This is a genomic window from Mesoflavibacter zeaxanthinifaciens DSM 18436, assembly GCF_000422365.1.
GTDB classification, from domain to species: domain Bacteria; phylum Bacteroidota; class Bacteroidia; order Flavobacteriales; family Flavobacteriaceae; genus Mesoflavibacter; species Mesoflavibacter zeaxanthinifaciens.
Genome location: NZ_AULQ01000011.1, coordinates 15,040 through 33,736, shown reverse-complemented (window position 1 = coordinate 33,736; position 18,697 = coordinate 15,040). Strand labels below are relative to the sequence as shown.

The window sequence follows — 18,697 nt, the reverse complement described above, 5'->3', positions numbered from 1 at the left end:
CCATCTTAAAATAGATTTTATATTGTTAACTGGCGTTAAACTTAGATTAAACCATTGTTAAACAGACTGCTTGTGGCTAATGTAACCCTTATCTTTATAATAAGATTTGAAAGTCAAGTCTTTTAATTAATCACAAGTATAACATGTTACGTTGGACTGTTCTCTTTATATTTTTAGCATTTATTGCAGCCATCTTAGGGTTTGGTAACATAGCAGGAAATTTAGCTTTTATAGCAAAACTATGTTTCTTTCTATTTGTTGCTTTATTCATTGGTTCTTTATACAAAGAGATCACAGAAAACTAACAACTAAAAAATCAAAAATTATGGCAACTTACACAGAACAAGTAGGAAGTAAACTAAACAACTTATTAGAAAAAACATATGATGCAGAAAAAGGATTTAAAAAAGCTGCAGAAAATGTACAAAATAGCGCTTTAAAAAATTATTTTAATCAAAAAGCACAAGAGCGTTATGAGTTTGGACATGAATTAAAAGGAGAAATTAAATCTTTTAATCAAGAAGTAGATAAAGGCGGAAGTTTAATTGGAGATGCACATAGAGCTTGGATGGATGTAAAAAAAGTGTTTTCTTCAGATAATGAAGAATCTATGTTAGAAGAAGCAATTAGAGGCGAAAAATCTGCTGTAGAAGAGTATGAGGAAGTAATAAACGAAACTTCACTACCAATGTCAACAAAAAACATCTTAGAAAAGCAGAAAACAACAATCACTAACGGATTATCAAATATCAAATCGTTAGAAGATTTAAGATAATAATCAAATAGAAAAAGAAAAAGGTCTGAATATTTTCAGACCTTTTTTTATGATTAAAAAATAAATATCATATGTGTTTTTTTTCGTCAATTTCTTCAGAGCTGTTATCTAAATATTTTCTAATATCAGAAGGTGTTTCTATTTTATAAAAATTATCTTTTACAATTAAAACCGGATTAGTCATTACAACAGGACTATTCTGTACAACTTTAATCCAATCTTGTTTAGACAACTTAGTATCCTTATCATATTTTTTTGTAAAATCAGGATGCTCTTTATTGACAAAATCTTTTGGATGTAATTTTAAATTCTGAAATATTTCTAACCATTGTGTACCAGAAACCTTTGTTTTTGTCACATCAATAGTAAACACTTTATTTTTGCTATCTTCAAGATAAGCTAAGGCTTGTTTGCCAATACTGTTTTCTGAACTGTAAATTAAAATGTTTTGGTTTTTGTTAGTAGCTATCACTCCCATTTGGTTTTTATTTTTCATATTACCGTAAGTTAGTAATAATTAGCGTAAAAGGCTCTTAAATTAATGTAAAAAACAACAAAACATAAACAATCTTTATTTGTAGATAATAACTTTTAATAACTTCTACGTAAGGTTTTTATTAAAAAAACTACTTTTGTTATACAATAAAAATGAAATTAAATATGTCAGATAATATAGAAAAAGTTAAGTGCTTAATAATAGGTTCTGGTCCTGCTGGTTATACAGCAGCAATTTATGCAGCTAGAGCAAATATGAATCCTGTTTTATACCAAGGGAACCAACCAGGAGGACAATTAACAACTACTAATGATGTAGAAAACTTCCCAGGTTATCCAGAAGGTATTACAGGTCCAGAAATGATGTTACAGCTACAAGCACAAGCAGAACGTTTTGGAACAGATATTAGAAATGGATGGATTACTAAAGTAGATTTTTCTGGAGATGTACATAAAGTTTGGGTAAATGATGAAACCGAAATACATAGCGATACTATAATAATTTCTACTGGAGCAAGTGCAAAATATTTAGGTTTAGAATCTGAACAGAAATATCTAAAACTTGGTGGCGGTGTTTCTGCATGTGCAGTTTGTGATGGATTTTTCTATCGTAACCAAGAAGTTGTAATTGTAGGAGCAGGAGACAGTGCTTGTGAAGAAGCACATTACCTTTCTAAACTTTGTAAAAAAGTAACCATGTTAGTAAGACGTGATGAGTTTAGAGCATCTAAAATCATGGCAGAACGTGTAAAAAATACAGAAAATATAGAAATTTTATACAACACAGAGACTGATGAGGTTTTAGGAGATGGACAAGTTGTAACTGGAGTAAGAGTATTTAATAATCAAACTAAAGAAAAGCAAGAAATACCTGCAACAGGATTTTTTGTAGCAATTGGGCATAAACCTAATACAGATATCTTTAAAGATTATTTAGACTTAGATGAAACAGGTTATATCATAAACGCAAAACCAGGCACATCAAAAACTAATATAGAAGGTGTTTTTGTAAGTGGTGATGCAGCAGATCATGTATACAGACAAGCTATAACAGCTGCAGGTACTGGATGTATGGCAGCATTAGATGCAGAGCGTTACCTAGCTGCTAAAGATGCTTCTTTTGAGGTTAATACAGCTACAAACTATTAAAAGAAATACTTTTTAAATAAAAAAAACCGAAGCCAATTAGCTTCGGTTTTTTTTATTTAGTATAGTTGTTTATTTTTTCTTCAAAATGGCGTTATCCTCAAAAGATTCTATATTGATTTTTGGACTACCATAAATTTCAATTTCAGAAGTGCCAGAAGCATTTATGTTGAGGTCGCTAGATGCATTTACCTTAGCTTCTGCACGATTAAGTGTTGTAATGTTTATGTCTTTAACACTTAGTTTTTCTCCATTAAAATCTGAAGAGTTGTCCACGTTTAAGTCTAAGTCTTTAGCGTCTCCTTCTATTTGTGCATCTGCACTTTCTAATAAATCTGCTTCAATTTTAGAGGCATTAATTAATGCTTCAATTTTACTGTCACCATTTAATTCTAAAGTAACATTATCTGCAGTAATGTTTAATTTATTTCTTGCTTTACCTTCATTTATGTGTTTAATCATTGTACATTCAACAGTTAAAAAAGCTCTAGAGTTTTCTGAGGTAACTAAAGTTAAATCTGTAAATTTTAGACTATTTTCAGAGAATATTTCTGCTTCTTCCTTCAATTCAATAGTATTTAAAACATCTGTATAAAATACGGTAATTTCTTGTTTTTTAAATCTTAATTTTGCTGTTGTTTTTAAGGTAAGTGTGCTGTCTTTATCGATGATTTTTATGTAATCATGCAGGTTCTCGTCAATTACAATTTTTACTGCAGCAGTTTCGGCTTCTACAAGTTTTACCTCAAAATCTTCGGTTAGTAATAGTCTGTTAAAAGGGTTAATGTCTGTTGTGTTGGTAGATAATACTCTGCTACCTTTTACTTTATCTTGCGCAAGAGATATTGTAGATATTAGTACGCATAAAATTAGAAGTAAGGTTTTATTCATTTTATAAATTATATTGTTACGAGCAAATATAAACAAAAACCATCCCAAACTTTATTTTGTTTGAGATGGTAGCTACTTTTAGTGGTTAATAATGGTTGTTTTAGACTAAAATATCTATAATGGTATTAATTATATATTCGATTAATGCGACCATAATTGATGTTTTTTGATTGATTGATTGATTGATTGATTGATTGATTGATTGATTGGTGGTTATTCTTTTTTATTATTTGTGATGTTTATACCTTCTTCATCATCTATAATAACTTTTACATTTTTGGTACTTGCATCAAAAACAGTATCGTTTATTTTGATTTTTAAGTTTTCACCTTTGGCTTCAAAACCATCTTCATTAAATTTAATTTTAGAGGTTTCTCCATCTAAGTCTACGTTAATTTTTAATTCGTTTTCATCTTCATCTTCATCTTGGTCTTCAGGACAATCTAAACAAGTTGCATTGTTTTGTTCTATCTTAAAATAATGACCAGTATTTTCTCTTAAATAGCCATCAAAACTACTGTAGCTTATAAAACTTTCTGTATTAGGGTTGTTGTAAATTACGCTTCCTTCGGGTAAGTAAACAGTAACTTCTACTTTTTGATCACGTTTAGCTTCTGTGTTTGGTATTAGAAAATAATTATCTAATTCTAGTTTATTATCATTAACACTATAATTGTATTCAATAGATTTTGCTCGTTCTTTTGCACTTTCAAAAGTCCTACCTCTAGAAGATTTAAACACTTTAATTTTTGCAACACTATCACTTGTAGATTTAATATTTACTCTTATATCTTGTGAAAAAGTTACCTTTTCTCCGTTTTCATTGTATCCAGTTCTAAAATTATAAAATCGTCTATAATATTCGTCTGCAAAATGATCGTTACCCTTCATTGTTAAAAATAAAGTGTCTGTGCTTTTAATGGTTTCAATCTTTTCGTTTATAATTACTGGCGCTTTTTCGCTGTAACTTAGACCTTGGTTAATTGATATAGTAATTAGTCCTATTAAAGATAAAAGCCATAAACCTAGTAATGTAAACTTAGCAATGTTACTTAATGGTTTTAAGTTAGAAATCAATATTTTTAAACCTAAGTAGAATAAAAATATAAGCGGAATTACTGATACAATAAAGATTAGAATAGATAGTACCTCAAAAGACATACCGCTAGTGGTAGATAACTCCATTAAGTCGCTGTCTAAAAAATGGATATTACTATCAAAAAAAGAACCTATAATTAATCCAACGGTTAATGCAATTGTACCAGCTATGGTTGCTAAGACAATAAATAGTCCTATGATTTTTGCAAAGATTTTAAAAACACCTTTAATAAGATTACCTAAACCGTCAAAAAAAGATTTACTATTGTCTTTAATTTTATTTGTAGGTATGCGTTTTACAGAGTCACTAATGTTATCCGACGCATGCTCAAAACCCTCTTTTAGTTTGTCGGCATGTTTTTGAAAATCTATGTTTTTAACATTTTCGCTTACGCTATCAAATCCGTCACGAATTTTTTTTTCAATATTACTAATATTTACAGCTTCACCAGTCATGGTAAGTTTTTCTGCAGTTGTTTTAGCTTCTGGTACTAAAATCCATAGTAAAATGTACAAGAATACACCAGTACCAGCACCAAACACAAGTAAAATCCAGATTAAACGTATCCAAATAGCGTCAATACCAAAGTAATGGGCTAAACCAGCAGATACACCACCAATATAAGAGTTGTCTGTATCTCTGTAAAGTTTTTTACTACTGCTAGATCTGTAAGTGTTTTTAGTTTTGCTAGAAGGTTCGTCTTCAAAAATCTCGTCATCAACAAGATAATCTTCAGGTTGTCCCATAATGGCAATAACCTCTTCAACTTCTTTGTTACTAATAACTTGTCTATCGGTTTTCATACGTTCTGTAAATAGTTCCGAAATCCTAGCCTCAATATCCGATATAATTTCTTCGCGACCTTGAGAGTCTGTAAATGAACGTTTTATAGCCTCAAGATAGCGCTGTAATTTTAAGTATGCATCTTCATCTATATGAAAGAATATACCTGCTAAATTTATGTTGACTGTTTTATTCATTTTTTAGTTGATTTAATTTGTGTTACTATGTTAACTGCATTTTGTAATTCGTCCCAAGTTTGGGTTAATTCTTTTAAAAAGATATGTCCAGTTTCTGTTAGTCCGTAGTATTTACGTGGCGGACCAGAAGTAGACTCTTCCCAACGGTAGCTTAGTAAGCCAGCGTTTTTTAGTCGTGTTAATAATGGGTAAATTGTCCCTTCAACTACTAACAACTTAGCGTCTTTTAAAGTGTCTAAAATTTCTGCAACGTAAGCGTCTTCATCCTTTAAGACAGACAGTATGCAGTATTCTAACACACCTTTTCGCATTTGTGCTTTTGTATTTTCTATCTTCATATTTTTATGAGATTTATTGTTAAACTGTTCATTTTTTGATGATTATTTTTGATGAAATTGATGATTCTTATTTTATAGCGTTACCCTATCGGGTCGGGCTTTCGCAAGTCGCAATCAAAGATGTGCTCCAACAATTGCTCAATCCCTAACGCAGGCTAACTTGCTATCTTGATTTTTAAAAACTGTTTCATGTTTTATTTAATAAAATTAATGCTAAACGGATATTGATAAAATTCGCCATCCTTAGCTTTTATACTAGCGTTTATTATAAAAATGATTTCTAGAATAAACCCTATTACTGCTACAAACCCTAAACTACCACCTAATATAAATAGAGGCGAAGGTTCATTTAAACTAATATGTAAACCGTCAAAGGTGTTAATTTCAAAAAAATCTAAATGACTAAACACATTAAATAAAAAAAACGGTACAAATAGCAATCCTAAAATCATAGTGTACAATAAAATGCTAATCTGAAAATTAATAGCCTGTTTACCATGAGTATCTATAAAATCTGATTTTTCTTTATTAGTCAACCATAAAACAATTGGTCCAATAAAGTTCCCAAACGGAATAATAAAGCGACTAAATGTCGATAAATGTATTATAGTTGCTAGATTTTTTTGGTGATTAGTAAGCATGATTTTTAAAGTATATAATAGTTTCTTATGCAAATATATATCTAAAAGAAGGTATTATGCAATACAAAGTACTGTAATTTAACATTTTATTAACATGTTGAGTTGTGGATTATTTTCAATAATTTAGCCAAAAACCCAAAAATAATATTATGAAGTTAACACCAAGCAAACTAAATACTTATACAATGTTTAAACTGCCATCTGCCTATATTTGTGGTGTAAGAACAAAGTCAATTTCTGATCAAAGTTGTGAGGTAACAGTAAAACATAAATGGATTAATCAAAACCCTTTCAAATCAATGTTTTGGGCAGTACAAGGTATGGCTGCAGAGTTTTCTACAGGCGCATTGGTTATTGCAAAAATCCAAGAAAGTGGTCAAAAAATATCAATGTTAGTGACTACTAACAAAGCAGTTTTTACTAAAAAAGCAACAGGAAAAATAACTTTTACGTGTAATGATGGCAATAAAATAGATCTGGCTATAGCGCAAACTATAAAAACTGGCGAAGGTCAAACCGTTTGGATGCAATCTCAAGGTGTAAATCAAGATGGAGTAGTGGTTTCTACTTTTGATTTTGAATGGTCTATTAAATTAAAGTCAAAATAACACTGTAACATTTTTACAAATCTTACAACCAATAGCTGTTAATCATTAAATCAAAAAACTATGAATGCTCATGAAATAGATTACCGCATTTACGGAGAAGAAATGCAGTATGTAGAAATAGAACTAGACCCAAACGAAGGTGTTATTGCAGAAGCTGGCAGCTTTATGATGATGGATGAAGGAATAAAAATGGAAACCATTTTTGGAGATGGATCACAAAAAGATCAAGGCTTTTTAGGTAAAGTTTTTGGTGCCGGAAAACGTTTGCTTACTGGAGAAAGTTTGTTTATGACAGCATTTTACAATGTATTACAAGGTAAACGTAACGTTAGTTTTGCTTCACCATATCCAGGTAAAATAGTACCTATTGATTTAATGGAGTATCGTGGAAAATTTATTTGTCAAAAAGATGCGTTTTTATGTGCAGCAAAAGGTGTTAGTGTTGGTATAGAGTTTTCTAAGCGTTTAGGACGAGGACTTTTTGGTGGCGAAGGTTTTATTATGCAAAAGTTAGAAGGCGACGGTATGGCGTTTGTACATGCTGGCGGAACTTTAGCTAGAAAAGTATTACAACCAGGTGAAACATTAAGAGTAGATACTGGATGTATAGTCGGTTTTACACAAGATGTAGATTATGATATTGAGTTTGTTGGAGGCATAAAAAACACCATTTTTGGAGGTGAAGGTTTGTTTTTTGCAACTTTAAAAGGTCCAGGAGTTGTTTATATACAATCTTTACCTTTTAGTAGATTAGCAGGTCGTGTTTTAGCAAGCTTGCCACGCGGAGGAAAAGATAAAGGCGAAGGTAGTATTTTAGGCGGTTTAGGAGATATTATTGGTGGCGATAATAGGTTTTAAAATCCTTTTTTTAACGTCTTTTTAACTGTTAAAATTCGTTGGTTTTAAATTTTGAAACAATTTTTTTGTTACATTTAATCTGAAATTTTAAACCGTTTGCCTATTTACAAAACTACCTTTAATTAACTAAAACTTAAAATTAATTATGGCAAGAGCAATGTTTGAGTACACCAAAACTGTACTTCAAAAAGTTAGTTTTGACACCACGTTGTTTTGCAAAGAGGTACAAAAAGCTTTAGAGCGATTATTACCTTACGAAATAGAAGAGCTTAAATTATTTATAGACTCTTTAGTAAAGCAAAACCCTAAACTAACACAATGTTTAATTTATCTTAATCCTTAAATAAAATAAAGCGACCGTTAGGTCGCTTTTTTTATTTACTTAAAGGACTTATAATTTGAACATTTTGAAATGCAATTGCACCTCTTACAATACCAGATATTACATCTTGTAAGGCTTCAATAATTTGCATTTTAAGTTCGCTTTTATGATAGATTAAGCTAACTTCTCTAGCTGGACTAGGCTCATTAAAAAACCTTAAATTTTGCTTTGATTTTTCTGGTAAATCTAAAGTGTGAAGATAAGGTAGTAATGTCATGCCTAAACCTTCATTAGATAATTTGATTAAAGTTTCTATACTACCACTTTCTAACTGAAACTTGTCGTCATTATGGTTTTTAAATACTTTACATAAATTAATAACACCATCTCTAAAACAATGTCCATCTTCTAACAAAAGCATATCATTTATATCAAGATCTGATGTTTCTAGTTTTTTATTGTTATGTAATCTATGGTTTTGCGGTACGTAAGCAACAAAAGGTTCAAAATATAAAACACGCTCTTTAATGCTTTCTTGTTCTAAAGGTGTTGCAGCAATAGCGGCGTCTAGGTGACCGTCGTTAATACGTGTAATAATTTCTTCAGTAGTAAGCTCTTCAATTTTAAGTTTTACTTTTGGATATTTCTTTACAAAATTTGTTAAAAACATAGGCAAAAGAGTAGGCATTACAGTTGGGATAATACCAAGCTTAAATTCGCCACCAACAAATCCTTTTTCTTGGTCTACAATATCCTGTATTCTATTGGATTCGTTAACAATATTTCTAGCCTGAGTAACTAATTTTTTACCAACTTCTGTAAGTTCTATAGGTTTTTTACTTCGGTCAAAAATTAAGACGTCAAGTTCGTCCTCTAATTTTTGAATTTGCATACTTAAAGTAGGTTGGGTTACGAAGCATTTTTGAGCTGCTTTTGTAAAATTTTGGTGTTCGGCAACAGCCAAAACATATGATAATTGAGTAATTGTCATTATTAATAGTTTAAGGCTATAAAAATATAAAATCTATCAATAATATTTATAATTAAGAGCGTTTAATTTGCAGTAAATTTGTAATAGAAATTAAAACTTATAAAATATGAAACTAAATAGTCTTGGATTAGACCCATCAAAAACTAAAGATTTAGCTGATCAATTAAATGATTTATTGGCTAATTTTCAAATATATTATCAAAATTTAAGAGGAATACACTGGAACATTAAAGGGAAAAACTTTTTTGATTTACATGTGAAGTTTGAGGAGTTATACACAGATGCTAATGCTAAAGTAGATGAAATTGCAGAACGTGTTTTAACACTAGGGGAAACTCCTTTACATACATTTGAAGATTATTCTAGTGTTGCAAAAGTACCGGTAGGTAAGAATATATCTAAAGATGAAAACGCAGTAGAATTAATAGTTAATTCTTTAACAGAATTACTACAAATAGAAAGAACTATCCTACACGCAGCAGGAGACGCAGAAGATGAAGGAACAGCTGCAATGATGAGTGATTTTATATCTCAACAAGAAAAAACGGTTTGGATGATGAATGCTTGGTTAGGTAAAAGCATCTAATCCTATAAATTGATTAATAGCAATTAAAAAGCAGTCTGAAAAAGACTGCTTTTTTTTGTATGAAAATTTAGCTATTATTTAAGGTGTATTTCTAACACCATCTAATAGTTGTTTATTAAGTTCTATACCTTCTTTAGTTTTATGTAATACAGAAATATCTCCAGTAGATTCTAGAACAACTGCTTCTACTTGGTTAAAATCCAAAACGTTAGCTTCTCTAAGTTTTGCTATTAGTTGTGATTTTTCAATTCTACTATGTTTTAAGTTATTATAAAGTATGGTATTACCATCCATTAGTAATATCGGTTTGTTTGAAATTAAAGCACTAAATTTTGGTATTTTTTTCTGTAAATATGAAGAAATAAGGGTTAATACCAAAAGACTTGTAATAGCAACTGCACCATGAGTAATACTAGTACTAGATGTTAAAGTAGAAGATATTATACTTCCTATAGCAACAGTAAATGCAAAATCGTAAGCAGTAAATTTAGCAAAAGACCTTAAACCAATTATTCTTGTAACTATTATGATAACTACAAAAATAATTAAACTGCCTACAACAGTTTGCCAAATAGGGTCTTTAATATCGTAAATCCATTCCATAAGTTATAAATTTTATTTAAAGTTATGGATTTTAGCTTTTAATAAAGCTTAATAAAATTATAAAATACTATAATTTTTATAGTTTCATATTTAATTATAGTTAGTAAATTTGTACAATTAATTTAAACTATAAATGATGGCAAATGTAAAACCTAAGATGCTCAAATTTAGAGGTAATGAATATCCTTGTTGTGCAAGTTTAACTATGGGAATAATTGGCGGAAAATGGAAGACCGTTATACTTTATCATCTTATAGATAAAAAATTAAGATATAATGAATTAAGAAAGAGTATGCCAACCGTTACAGAAAGGACGTTAAGTTTACAATTAAAAGCTTTAGAAGAAGATGGTTTAATAAATAGAACTGTTTACACTTCAAAACCACCTTTAAAAGTAGAATATAATTTGACAGACTTTGGAAAAACTTTAATTCCGTTAATACAATCTATAGCTAATTGGGGAGATTTTGTAGTTGAAAATTACTCTGAATAGTGCTTGATTAGTAAGTTTTTTAGCTAAACTTTAGTTTGAAGTTATTCTTCTTTAATTTTTAAAAAATTACCTTTTGTATCTACTTGAACAATTTTATGCTTTCCGTCTACAATCATAAATAATGTAGCTAGTCCATTTTTAAAAGTACCAATTTGATATGGTTTATAACTAAAAGGGAAACTCCAATGAGTTTCATGTTTTGCATCAATTTTAAAGATAATATTATCTTCTTTATCAATACATAAAACAGTGTTGTCTAATTTTTTTACAAATGCTAAACCTTCAGAAAAAGCAGATGTACTCATGTATTTAATATCAATTACTAATTCTCCATTTCTATCAATATAGCCACCATAACCACCTTTTCCTACTCTAATAAGTTTTAAGTTGTTAGATAAGTCATCAAAATTAATTTGTAAACCTTTTTCAATTTTAGGTAGTAAGACGTCTTCTTTATTGTTTATGACCAATTTTTCTCTAGTAAAGACATCTCCCGCTAAAAAAGTATTTTGTTTAATTCTTCTAAGTGGATAATATAGTTTTTTTGTTAATATTTTTCCTTTATGGTCTATTAACATAAAACAGTTATCGCTTCCAGTTTTACACTTGTCTTTTATAGCAATTGCTATATTATTTTTATAAGACTTAATTTTGGCTAACTGTTTGGTAAATAAAACCTTTCCGGTACTGTCTAAAACAGAAGATAAAGTTTTACCTTCTTTAGTAAAAGTGTAAACTGCTATTTTATTATCTGATAATTGATAATTACTTACTAAAATATTCGTTGCTGTTGAGTCTACTTGTTGTTTGTATTTATCAAGAAAATTAAAGACAACATTACCCTTTTTATCAATAAGTAGTCTATTATGATAATCATCATTTAGCTCAACAACAGCGTGACCTTCATTAAATGCGTATGCAGCTGTGTATTTAGGTTTTATTACAAGTTTCCCTTCTGTATTAATATAACCATATTTGTTGTTAAGTTTTACAACAGCTAATCCTTCACTAAAATCTTTATTTTCTCCATTTATATGTTGAAATTTTAGAGGAATCACAATTTTCCCTTCTGTATTGATATATCCTAATTTTGTATCTAAGATTTTATGATAGTTGTTTTTTGCTCTACTAGTAACAGTTACAGCAGCTAATCCATTTTTAAACTTTCCTATATGGCTATAATTGGCTTTTAAAACTATAATTCCTTCACTATTAATTAGGCCTATTTTACCATCATTTTTATACAAATATAGATCAGGTTTATTTTGAGATTGACATGCAATAATTATTAAAAAGAAAGCAATAACACTATTTAATTGATAACGTTTTATTTTTTTATCCATTGTCCTTTTTTTAAACTGTTACCAGTATATCCTTCTTTAAATTTTATAGGTACAGATTCCATACCAGATTTATTAGGTTTTAAAACATTAAAATGAAGATGTTCTGTAGTTGTAAGACCAGTTTTTCCTGATAAACCAATTGCTTGACCAAATTTAACAAAGTCGCCTACTTTAACCAAGCTACCTTTATAGGTTAAATGTACATATTGAGTATATAAATTCATGTTAGGATGAAAAATAGTTATGAAGTTAGCATAATCTCTCCATTTTTTTGATTTTCCACCAAGAGAATAATCTTCAATCACTCCAACAACATAACCATCTGCAGCAGCACAAATAGTATCTCCTTCTTTTAAATTAAAATCTAAAGCATATTTAGAATATTTAGAACTATGAGAAAAGTCGCCGTTATAACCTTGAATAATTTTATACGTATAATCTTTTTTAAAAGGTAAACTAAAAGACTTTTTAGATATGGTGTCGTTAGGGTTTCCTAATGTTATTAAAAACTTTATTTGTGTTTGTTCTTTAGATGTGTCAGTCCAATAACTTATTTTTTTAGAAGATAAGTGCTCTAAAACTAAAGGAAAATCTTGATTTAATTTTTCTTGTAAATTCTTATTTTTAGTTTTGATGTTTATTCTTATAGGACAATGCAATGGGTTAGATAGCTTCACTATTAAGGAGTCGTTAATAACTTCATAACCAACATCTTTTAAAATGAACTGAGACAGTTTTTTCTTTGGTAATTTATTACAACTGATTAAAATAACTAATATTAAAATAACTAATATTGAAATAATGGAGATAAATTTCAATTTCATAAGAACATAATTAACTTCTATATTTAATAAGTGTTATTAGTCTTAAATGTAATAATTTAATTACTAACAAAATATTTATATCTTATTGCAAAATACCAAATCAAAGCTTAATAGGACAATTACCACAATATTTTTAGATATTTGTTTTGGGTTAACGATAAGTTAATACAATACTAAAGGTTAACTATTAGTGTTTTTTTAATCAAATTTGCAGTATGCAGATCAAATCAAGACTTTTAATATTAGGAGCAATTTTAGCCTTAATAGCTTTAACAACAATGCAAGGTTATTTAACCTTTAATACTTTTGATTTAAGAAAAAAAAGTTTTGCTGTAGAGTCCAGAACAAAAATAGGCAATATTGTAAAAACACCTTATGTAGATTCTCTTTCCTGGCAATTTCGTAATGATTTTTTAGATAAAATTCCAGATTACAAATTAGGACTAATAAGCAAAAATGAATTATTAGAAGATTTACAAAAATCTGCTAATAGCAAAAACAAACAGTTTTTAAAATATTATACAGAAGGAGCAAAGCAATTAGATTTAAATGAAAATGTTTTATTTAAAAAAGTAGCTTCTACCATATTATTAATAGATCAAAATGGTAATGTAGAGCCATTATTAGAAGAAGGTAAGGATAAATCAAGGTTTTTAATTGGTCATGACTTTCCTTTGGAAGAAGGACTAATTATAAATGCATGGAATTGGACTTTTGATAAACAGTATGTTGATAATTTAGGCGAAACAAAAAGTGTTACTGTAAAGTATAAATCTAGTATTTTTATGAAAATAGTAGATTGGGATAAAATTATTTTTAACCAATTACTATTCTTATTCTTTATATCATTTTTACTATTTGTATTTTTAATAAGTTTAGTTACGTATTCTATAAGAAATTTACTTAAACTTAAACGAATATCAGATATTAAAACAGATTTCATTAACAATATTACTCACGAGTTAAAGACACCATTAGCTACTTTATCTATAGCAACAAAAACACTAACAAATAAATTTGCAGTAGACAATAAAGATATATCTAAAGAATCTATAGATACAATTAATAGACAGAATAAGCGACTACAAAACCTTATAGATCAAGTAGTAGATAATAGTTTGGGATATCATCAAATTAAATTAAATAAGCAACCTATAAATCTTACCTCTTTTTTACATGAAGTTAGTGAAGATTATATGCTAACATTACCCCAAAATATTTTGTTTTTAAGAGAGATAGAACATAATCAAACCATCCTAGAGATAGATACATTTTATATAAGTACAGCAATTACAAATATTTTAAATAATGCTATAAAATTTGAAGGGACTGTACTAAAAATTAAATATCATATTCATAATAACAATCATATCATATCTATAACAGATAATGGTATAGGTATTTCACAAAAAAATAAAAAACTTATATTTGATAAGTTTTTTAGAGTGAGTGAACGCAATAAACATACCTATAAAGGATTAGGATTAGGATTGTATTACTGCAGTCAAATTGTGAAAGCTCATAACGGAACTATAGATGTTGAAAGTAAATTAAAAGAAGGCACAACATTCTATATAAAGCTTCCAGTAAGTGATGCAAAAAAGGATTTTATTAGCAGATGATGATTTAGATTTTGGCTTTACGCTAAAACAATACCTAGAGCTCAATAAATTTGAAGTTATTTGGGCAAAAGATGGTATTGAAGCATTAGATTTATTTAAAATGCACTCTTTTGACATTTGTATAATAGATGTAATGATGCCAAAATTAGATGGTTTTAAATTATCTAAAAAGATTAGTAAAAAAAATCCTGAAACACCTTTCTTATTTTTAACCGCCAGAAAAGCTAAAGAAGACCGTATAAAAGGTTTAAGTATTGGTGCAGATGATTATATATCAAAACCATTTGATGTAGAAGAACTTATACTTAGAATAAATAATATTATTAAACGTACCAAACAGCAAAAAACTATCGCAATTAATACAGAACAAGATGTACCAATTAATATAGGTAACTATCTTTTTGATATAAATAATCTTACTCTATCAATTAATGGCAAGACAACTAAAGTAACAGAAAAAGAAGCTCAATTAATATATTTTTTGTTTTCTAATAAAAATAAATTAATACCTAGAGATGAAATATTAAGCAAGGTTTGGGGACAAAGTAACTTTTTTTCTGGAAGAAGTATGGATGTATTTATTACTAGAGTAAGAAAACACCTTAAAGAAGATAAAAAAATTAATATTAAAAGCGTTAGAGGTGTAGGACTAGAGTTTACAATAGAAGAATAAAAAGCCAGTAAATTTTTACTGGCTTTTTTATTGATTATTTAATTTTTTATAAACTTTTTAATTGTAACCCTATCTTCATTATCCTTAATATTAATAAAGTATAAACCATTGGCTAAAGCAGAAACATTAACTTTATTACTATTAGTGTCTTTTGATAAAACTTCTTTACCGTTTACACTATAAATACTAATAGAAGTTATGTTGTTAGCGTCTATATTTAATATGTTTTTAACGGGATTAGGATAAATTTTAAATTCATTATCACTTAAAAATGTGTCTGTTCCTAAAGAAGGATTGTTTTCGTAAGTAAAATTATCTAAATACAAGTTGTCAAAAGTTGTAGCAGCATTAAATTTAAAAGCTATATAGTTGTTGTTTTCAGACAAACTTTCAAATGTAACAATCTTTTCATCCCAAGCATCATCTGTCATATCTTCGTCTAAAAATGTTTGATAAGATGTGAATGAAGTAGGATCTAATGGATCACTCATAGTCCCAACTTCTAAGCTTCCATTGTTATCATCATATACATTAAATCGTATTTGTTTAGTATTATCTAAATCTGATATCATTGGAGAAATTAAAAATATACCAGCAGATTCATCATTACCGCTATACATCCTAACACTTACAGATCCTTCTTGAGATTGGAAAGTGCTGTACCTTACGTAAGGACTTGTAGATACAGGATCTATTAAACTAGACCAGCAAGGCTCTATACTTGTATTATTTGTAAAACCTTCAAAACTTTCGTTAAACATTCCTGATTCTGGTAAACATTGTGTGGTAAAAAATAATGGACCAACCCAAGCACTATAACCGTTAGTATTACAATTTGCTCTTACATAAATTTCATATTCAGTATTAGCAGATAAAGTATTAAAGTTGTTATTAGAAATATTAGTGTTTGTAGCAGTACCAGAAGTTGGTTGTCCTGTACCTGCTAATTGTACAGTATATTCCCAACTTGATTGATTAGAAAGAAAATCCCAACTAACCTCTACAGAGCTATCCGTAACGTATTCTGCAACCACGTTATATACTTCTGTACACGTAGGTTGATTAGTAATAGTAACGTCATCTATGTAAAAGGCTACACTTGCACCAGATCCAGCACCATGTTTTAATACGACATATTCATCTGTGTTAGATGGTAAATTAACATAGTATTGAAGAAAGTTTTCAGAAAAGCCACCTGTAGTGATATCTAATTCTGTAATAGGATTAAAAGTGTTTGTGTTTAAAGGGTCACTCATTGTTCCTACAATAATTGAAGCATCTGTGTTTGCTGTATTTTTCTTAGCAAAAAACTCTAATCTATGCGTACCATCGTTAGCAGTTGTATGTTGAGGTAAAATTAAAAATACTTCGGCATTAGCATCATTACCTGTATTCATTATTATAGCGTTATTTCCAGAATTAGCATAAGATGAAGACGTGTTAACTTCTAGTAAAGGAGAGCCAGTTGAATTTACGTTTTTATTCCAACAAAAAGGAAAATCTTCATCAACGTAACTATCAAAATTTTCAGTAAAATTTGTATTAAATGGTGCACAAGCTGTTCTTATATCATAAGGACCAAACCAAGTACTATAACCAGAACCATCACTTCCAATTGCATCGCAGTTTGCTCTTATAAAAATACGATAAGGACTATTTGGTATAATGGATAATCCATCAGAGTCTGTTGTAATAGTGTTTGTTAAAGTTGAGGTGTTTATTGTAGTCTCTAATGCAGGATTAAAGTTTAAATCAGTTTGTACAATTACCATTTCCCATTCGGTTTGTATTTGTATATCTGGTGTAATTGTTAAATCAAAAGATGTGTCAGTAATATTATTAGCATCTATGTTTATTATTTCAAAACAAGATGGCTGTGTTGTTACTACAATGTTATCTAAATAAATAATTTTGTTAAACGAAGCTGTAGTTTCTGGTTTAAATGCTAAATGGTTAGCAGACGCGTTTAAAGGAATATTTACATAGTATAAAGAATAGTTGTTTGTATTATCTGATGCATTAGTTAAAGTAAAACTGTTTAATTCTGTAAATGTATTTTCGTCATTTGGATTTGACATTAAGCCTACTTTTAAGACTGTATTATCAGATCCTACAGAATTTACTTTTGCTGCAAATTCAATTCTATGCATACCATCTGCAATAGTCGTACTTTCTGGTGATGCTAAAATAAAATTATCATCATTATTCATTTGTATTTCATAATAATTGTCTGCAGAAAAAGCTTGAGAAGCACTTGTATTTACTTTTGTAATTGGTGCAGTTCCGGTAGAATTTGATATTGTAGACCAACAGTAAGGTGTTACTAATTCATCAGGCATGGTTTCAAAATTCTCAGAAAAATCGTCAACAATACCGCAAGTTGTTCTAAAAAATATAGGTCCAATCCAATCACTTACTCCATCTGTGTTACAGTTTGTTCTTACATAAAATTCATAAGCAGTATTATTAGTTAATCCTGTTATGTTTACATTATTTGATGTTGTATTAACAGCAGTTGCGCTATCTGGGTTACCTAGTCCTGAAGCTTGTACAACATAATCAAAACTAGAATCACTTGATAGCCAAGTTACATCTGCAGATGTTTCATAAGTATTTGTTACCTCTGGTTGGTTTGGAGGATAACATGTTATAGGGTTAAAATCAATTTCTATGTTTGGTCTATAATAATCTAAAGTACCAGATGGTGGTGTTAATGGATCTGGATTATTAAAGTTATTACCATAATGTAAAACCCTACCATTGGCTTGAGAATATCCTAAATTATGAGTAATAAAGTCAAAAGTATCATTGCCATCTTGATTTTCGTCTACAGCAATAACAAGATTATCGGTATTAGAATAATTAAAAGGTGTATCTAGTATTAATGAAACTTCATTACCATATACAGTGTAAGTACCAGAGTAGACTTGAGTTAAATTTGCAAGTGGTATCCAGTCGCTATTTGAAGCAAATACATCGTTAGAAGTTTCAGTCATGTAAACTACTATATTGTTAGAGTTTTCTAATATACCATTTGTGTAAAATGTTATTTTTGATATTGTACCAGGTTGATTGATTTCTGATTGCAAAAAAATACTTTGGCTGTAAGAGTAATTATCATCAGCATCTATTGGTGTTTCTTGAAAAGTACTTGTAGATATATTTCCTAAAGTAACTTCATTTATTTGCACAGTTTGTGCTTTTAAAGACAAAACTATTAACAGTAAAGCAAGTAGTAAGTAGAGTTTTTTCATTTTTATTTTCTTTAAATTAATATGGTTAGTCATGTTGTTAAACATTTTTGCTGTGTAAACTTATTTAGTATTAGTGGTTTAACAAAGCAGGTTTAGGTTAACGATAAGTTAACGGTAATTAAACATCATTAAGAAACTTCTTTTTTTTATCAATT

20 protein-coding genes are annotated in these 18,697 nt (G+C 29.0%); 10 read left to right on the top strand and 10 right to left on the bottom strand.

The annotated features are described in order from the left end of the window. The first annotated feature begins 143 nt into the window (after window positions 1-143). Both H574_RS14590 and H574_RS0110895 read left to right on the top strand, forming a co-directional pair. Complete coding sequence (locus H574_RS14590) at window positions 144-305, top strand: DUF1328 domain-containing protein (RefSeq protein ID WP_081653208.1); 162 nt, start codon at window positions 144-146, stop codon at window positions 303-305. Between the two features lie 20 nt (window positions 306-325). Next, a complete protein-coding gene (locus tag H574_RS0110895; protein WP_027880610.1) occupies window positions 326-775 on the top strand; it encodes a ferritin-like domain-containing protein in 450 nt (149 codons plus the stop codon). A 67-nt stretch (window positions 776-842) separates the two neighbouring features. Here H574_RS0110895 and H574_RS0110890 read toward each other — a convergent pair whose 3' ends face one another. Then, window positions 843-1,271: an arsenate reductase family protein gene (locus tag H574_RS0110890; RefSeq protein WP_240471269.1), complete on the bottom strand. Its 429-nt coding sequence runs from the start codon at window positions 1,269-1,271 to the stop codon at window positions 843-845. Window positions 1,272-1,435: 164 nt separating this feature from the next. Here H574_RS0110890 and trxB point away from each other — a divergent pair, with 164 nt between their 5' ends. Then, window positions 1,436-2,419 (top strand): thioredoxin-disulfide reductase, encoded by a 984-nt coding sequence (gene trxB / locus H574_RS0110885; protein WP_027880608.1) that lies wholly within the window; start codon window positions 1,436-1,438, stop codon window positions 2,417-2,419. Window positions 2,420-2,488: 69 nt separating this feature from the next. Here the strand turns inward: trxB and H574_RS0110880 are convergent, their stop codons facing one another. The 4 genes from H574_RS0110880 to H574_RS0110865 form a co-directional block, all read right to left on the bottom strand. Further along, complete coding sequence (locus H574_RS0110880; protein WP_027880607.1) at window positions 2,489-3,307, bottom strand: GIN domain-containing protein; 819 nt, start codon at window positions 3,305-3,307, stop codon at window positions 2,489-2,491. Window positions 3,308-3,520: 213 nt separating this feature from the next. Beyond that, on the bottom strand, window positions 3,521-5,386 hold the full coding sequence (locus tag H574_RS0110875) for a PspC domain-containing protein (protein ID WP_027880606.1): 1,866 nt from the start codon (window positions 5,384-5,386) through the stop codon (window positions 3,521-3,523). After that, window positions 5,383-5,724, bottom strand: a complete 342-nt coding sequence (locus H574_RS0110870; RefSeq protein WP_027880605.1) for a PadR family transcriptional regulator — start codon at window positions 5,722-5,724, stop codon at window positions 5,383-5,385. The genes H574_RS0110875 and H574_RS0110870 overlap by 4 nt, the downstream gene beginning before the upstream one ends. Window positions 5,725-5,918: 194 nt before the next feature. Further along, window positions 5,919-6,365, bottom strand: a complete 447-nt coding sequence (locus H574_RS0110865; protein WP_027880604.1) for a DUF4870 domain-containing protein — start codon at window positions 6,363-6,365, stop codon at window positions 5,919-5,921. Window positions 6,366-6,514: 149 nt separating this feature from the next. Here H574_RS0110865 and H574_RS0110860 point away from each other — a divergent pair, with 149 nt between their 5' ends. The 3 genes from H574_RS0110860 (at window position 6,515) to H574_RS0110850 (ending at window position 8,174) form a co-directional block, all read left to right on the top strand. Continuing rightward, a complete protein-coding gene (locus tag H574_RS0110860; protein WP_027880603.1) occupies window positions 6,515-6,973 on the top strand; it encodes a DUF4442 domain-containing protein in 459 nt (152 codons plus the stop codon). 60 nt (window positions 6,974-7,033) lie between these two features. Next, complete coding sequence (locus H574_RS0110855) at window positions 7,034-7,831, top strand: TIGR00266 family protein (RefSeq protein ID WP_027880602.1); 798 nt, start codon at window positions 7,034-7,036, stop codon at window positions 7,829-7,831. Window positions 7,832-7,976: 145 nt separating this feature from the next. Then, a complete protein-coding gene (locus H574_RS0110850) occupies window positions 7,977-8,174 on the top strand; it encodes a hypothetical protein (protein WP_027880601.1) in 198 nt (65 codons plus the stop codon). Between the two features lie 31 nt (window positions 8,175-8,205). Here the strand turns inward: H574_RS0110850 and H574_RS0110845 are convergent, their stop codons facing one another. Beyond that, window positions 8,206-9,144, bottom strand: a complete 939-nt coding sequence (locus H574_RS0110845; protein WP_027880600.1) for a LysR substrate-binding domain-containing protein — start codon at window positions 9,142-9,144, stop codon at window positions 8,206-8,208. Between the two features lie 106 nt (window positions 9,145-9,250). Here H574_RS0110845 and H574_RS0110840 point away from each other — a divergent pair, with 106 nt between their 5' ends. After that, complete coding sequence (locus tag H574_RS0110840; protein WP_027880599.1) at window positions 9,251-9,730, top strand: Dps family protein; 480 nt, start codon at window positions 9,251-9,253, stop codon at window positions 9,728-9,730. A 78-nt stretch (window positions 9,731-9,808) separates the two neighbouring features. Here the strand turns inward: H574_RS0110840 and H574_RS0110835 are convergent, their stop codons facing one another. Next, the gene (locus H574_RS0110835; RefSeq protein WP_027880598.1) at window positions 9,809-10,333 is read right to left on the bottom strand and encodes a DUF421 domain-containing protein; all 525 of its coding nucleotides are present in this window, start codon (window positions 10,331-10,333) and stop codon (window positions 9,809-9,811) included. 136 nt (window positions 10,334-10,469) lie between these two features. Here H574_RS0110835 and H574_RS0110830 point away from each other — a divergent pair, with 136 nt between their 5' ends. Beyond that, the gene (locus H574_RS0110830) at window positions 10,470-10,826 is read left to right on the top strand and encodes a winged helix-turn-helix transcriptional regulator (protein ID WP_370227485.1); all 357 of its coding nucleotides are present in this window, start codon (window positions 10,470-10,472) and stop codon (window positions 10,824-10,826) included. A gap of 41 nt (window positions 10,827-10,867) precedes the next feature. Here H574_RS0110830 and H574_RS0110825 read toward each other — a convergent pair whose 3' ends face one another. After that, window positions 10,868-12,169: a WG repeat-containing protein gene (locus H574_RS0110825; protein WP_027880596.1), complete on the bottom strand. Its 1,302-nt coding sequence runs from the start codon at window positions 12,167-12,169 to the stop codon at window positions 10,868-10,870. After that, window positions 12,154-12,993, bottom strand: coding sequence for a M23 family metallopeptidase (locus H574_RS14460; protein WP_051169880.1), 840 nt, complete (start codon window positions 12,991-12,993; stop codon window positions 12,154-12,156). Before H574_RS14460 ends, H574_RS0110825 begins: the two co-directional genes overlap by 16 nt. Window positions 12,994-13,208: 215 nt before the next feature. Between H574_RS14460 and H574_RS0110815 the strand changes: the two genes are divergently transcribed. After that, the gene (locus H574_RS0110815) at window positions 13,209-14,615 is read left to right on the top strand and encodes a sensor histidine kinase (protein ID WP_027880595.1); all 1,407 of its coding nucleotides are present in this window, start codon (window positions 13,209-13,211) and stop codon (window positions 14,613-14,615) included. Then, on the top strand, window positions 14,587-15,288 hold the full coding sequence (locus H574_RS0110810) for a response regulator transcription factor (protein WP_027880594.1): 702 nt from the start codon (window positions 14,587-14,589) through the stop codon (window positions 15,286-15,288). The genes H574_RS0110815 and H574_RS0110810 overlap by 29 nt, the downstream gene beginning before the upstream one ends. Window positions 15,289-15,326: 38 nt before the next feature. Here H574_RS0110810 and H574_RS0110805 read toward each other — a convergent pair whose 3' ends face one another. Beyond that, complete coding sequence (locus H574_RS0110805) at window positions 15,327-18,542, bottom strand: T9SS type A sorting domain-containing protein (protein ID WP_027880593.1); 3,216 nt, start codon at window positions 18,540-18,542, stop codon at window positions 15,327-15,329. Between the last annotated feature and the right edge of the window lie 155 nt (window positions 18,543-18,697).

Coding starts and splice junctions, on each gene's coding strand:
- H574_RS14590 (WP_081653208.1), top strand. CDS start 144: ATGTTACGTTGGACTGTTCTCTTTATATTTTTAGCATTTATTGCAGCC.
- H574_RS0110895 (WP_027880610.1), top strand. CDS start 326: ATGGCAACTTACACAGAACAAGTAGGAAGTAAACTAAACAACTTATTA.
- H574_RS0110890 (WP_240471269.1), bottom strand. CDS start 1,271: ATGAAAAATAAAAACCAAATGGGAGTGATAGCTACTAACAAAAACCAA.
- trxB (WP_027880608.1), top strand. CDS start 1,436: ATGTCAGATAATATAGAAAAAGTTAAGTGCTTAATAATAGGTTCTGGT.
- H574_RS0110880 (WP_027880607.1), bottom strand. CDS start 3,307: ATGAATAAAACCTTACTTCTAATTTTATGCGTACTAATATCTACAATA.
- H574_RS0110875 (WP_027880606.1), bottom strand. CDS start 5,386: ATGAATAAAACAGTCAACATAAATTTAGCAGGTATATTCTTTCATATA.
- H574_RS0110870 (WP_027880605.1), bottom strand. CDS start 5,724: ATGAAGATAGAAAATACAAAAGCACAAATGCGAAAAGGTGTGTTAGAA.
- H574_RS0110865 (WP_027880604.1), bottom strand. CDS start 6,365: ATGCTTACTAATCACCAAAAAAATCTAGCAACTATAATACATTTATCG.
- H574_RS0110860 (WP_027880603.1), top strand. CDS start 6,515: ATGAAGTTAACACCAAGCAAACTAAATACTTATACAATGTTTAAACTG.
- H574_RS0110855 (WP_027880602.1), top strand. CDS start 7,034: ATGAATGCTCATGAAATAGATTACCGCATTTACGGAGAAGAAATGCAG.
- H574_RS0110850 (WP_027880601.1), top strand. CDS start 7,977: ATGGCAAGAGCAATGTTTGAGTACACCAAAACTGTACTTCAAAAAGTT.
- H574_RS0110845 (WP_027880600.1), bottom strand. CDS start 9,144: ATGACAATTACTCAATTATCATATGTTTTGGCTGTTGCCGAACACCAA.
- H574_RS0110840 (WP_027880599.1), top strand. CDS start 9,251: ATGAAACTAAATAGTCTTGGATTAGACCCATCAAAAACTAAAGATTTA.
- H574_RS0110835 (WP_027880598.1), bottom strand. CDS start 10,333: ATGGAATGGATTTACGATATTAAAGACCCTATTTGGCAAACTGTTGTA.
- H574_RS0110830 (WP_370227485.1), top strand. CDS start 10,470: ATGGCAAATGTAAAACCTAAGATGCTCAAATTTAGAGGTAATGAATAT.
- H574_RS0110825 (WP_027880596.1), bottom strand. CDS start 12,169: ATGGATAAAAAAATAAAACGTTATCAATTAAATAGTGTTATTGCTTTC.
- H574_RS14460 (WP_051169880.1), bottom strand. CDS start 12,993: ATGAAATTGAAATTTATCTCCATTATTTCAATATTAGTTATTTTAATA.
- H574_RS0110815 (WP_027880595.1), top strand. CDS start 13,209: ATGCAGATCAAATCAAGACTTTTAATATTAGGAGCAATTTTAGCCTTA.
- H574_RS0110810 (WP_027880594.1), top strand. CDS start 14,587: ATGCAAAAAAGGATTTTATTAGCAGATGATGATTTAGATTTTGGCTTT.
- H574_RS0110805 (WP_027880593.1), bottom strand. CDS start 18,542: ATGAAAAAACTCTACTTACTACTTGCTTTACTGTTAATAGTTTTGTCT.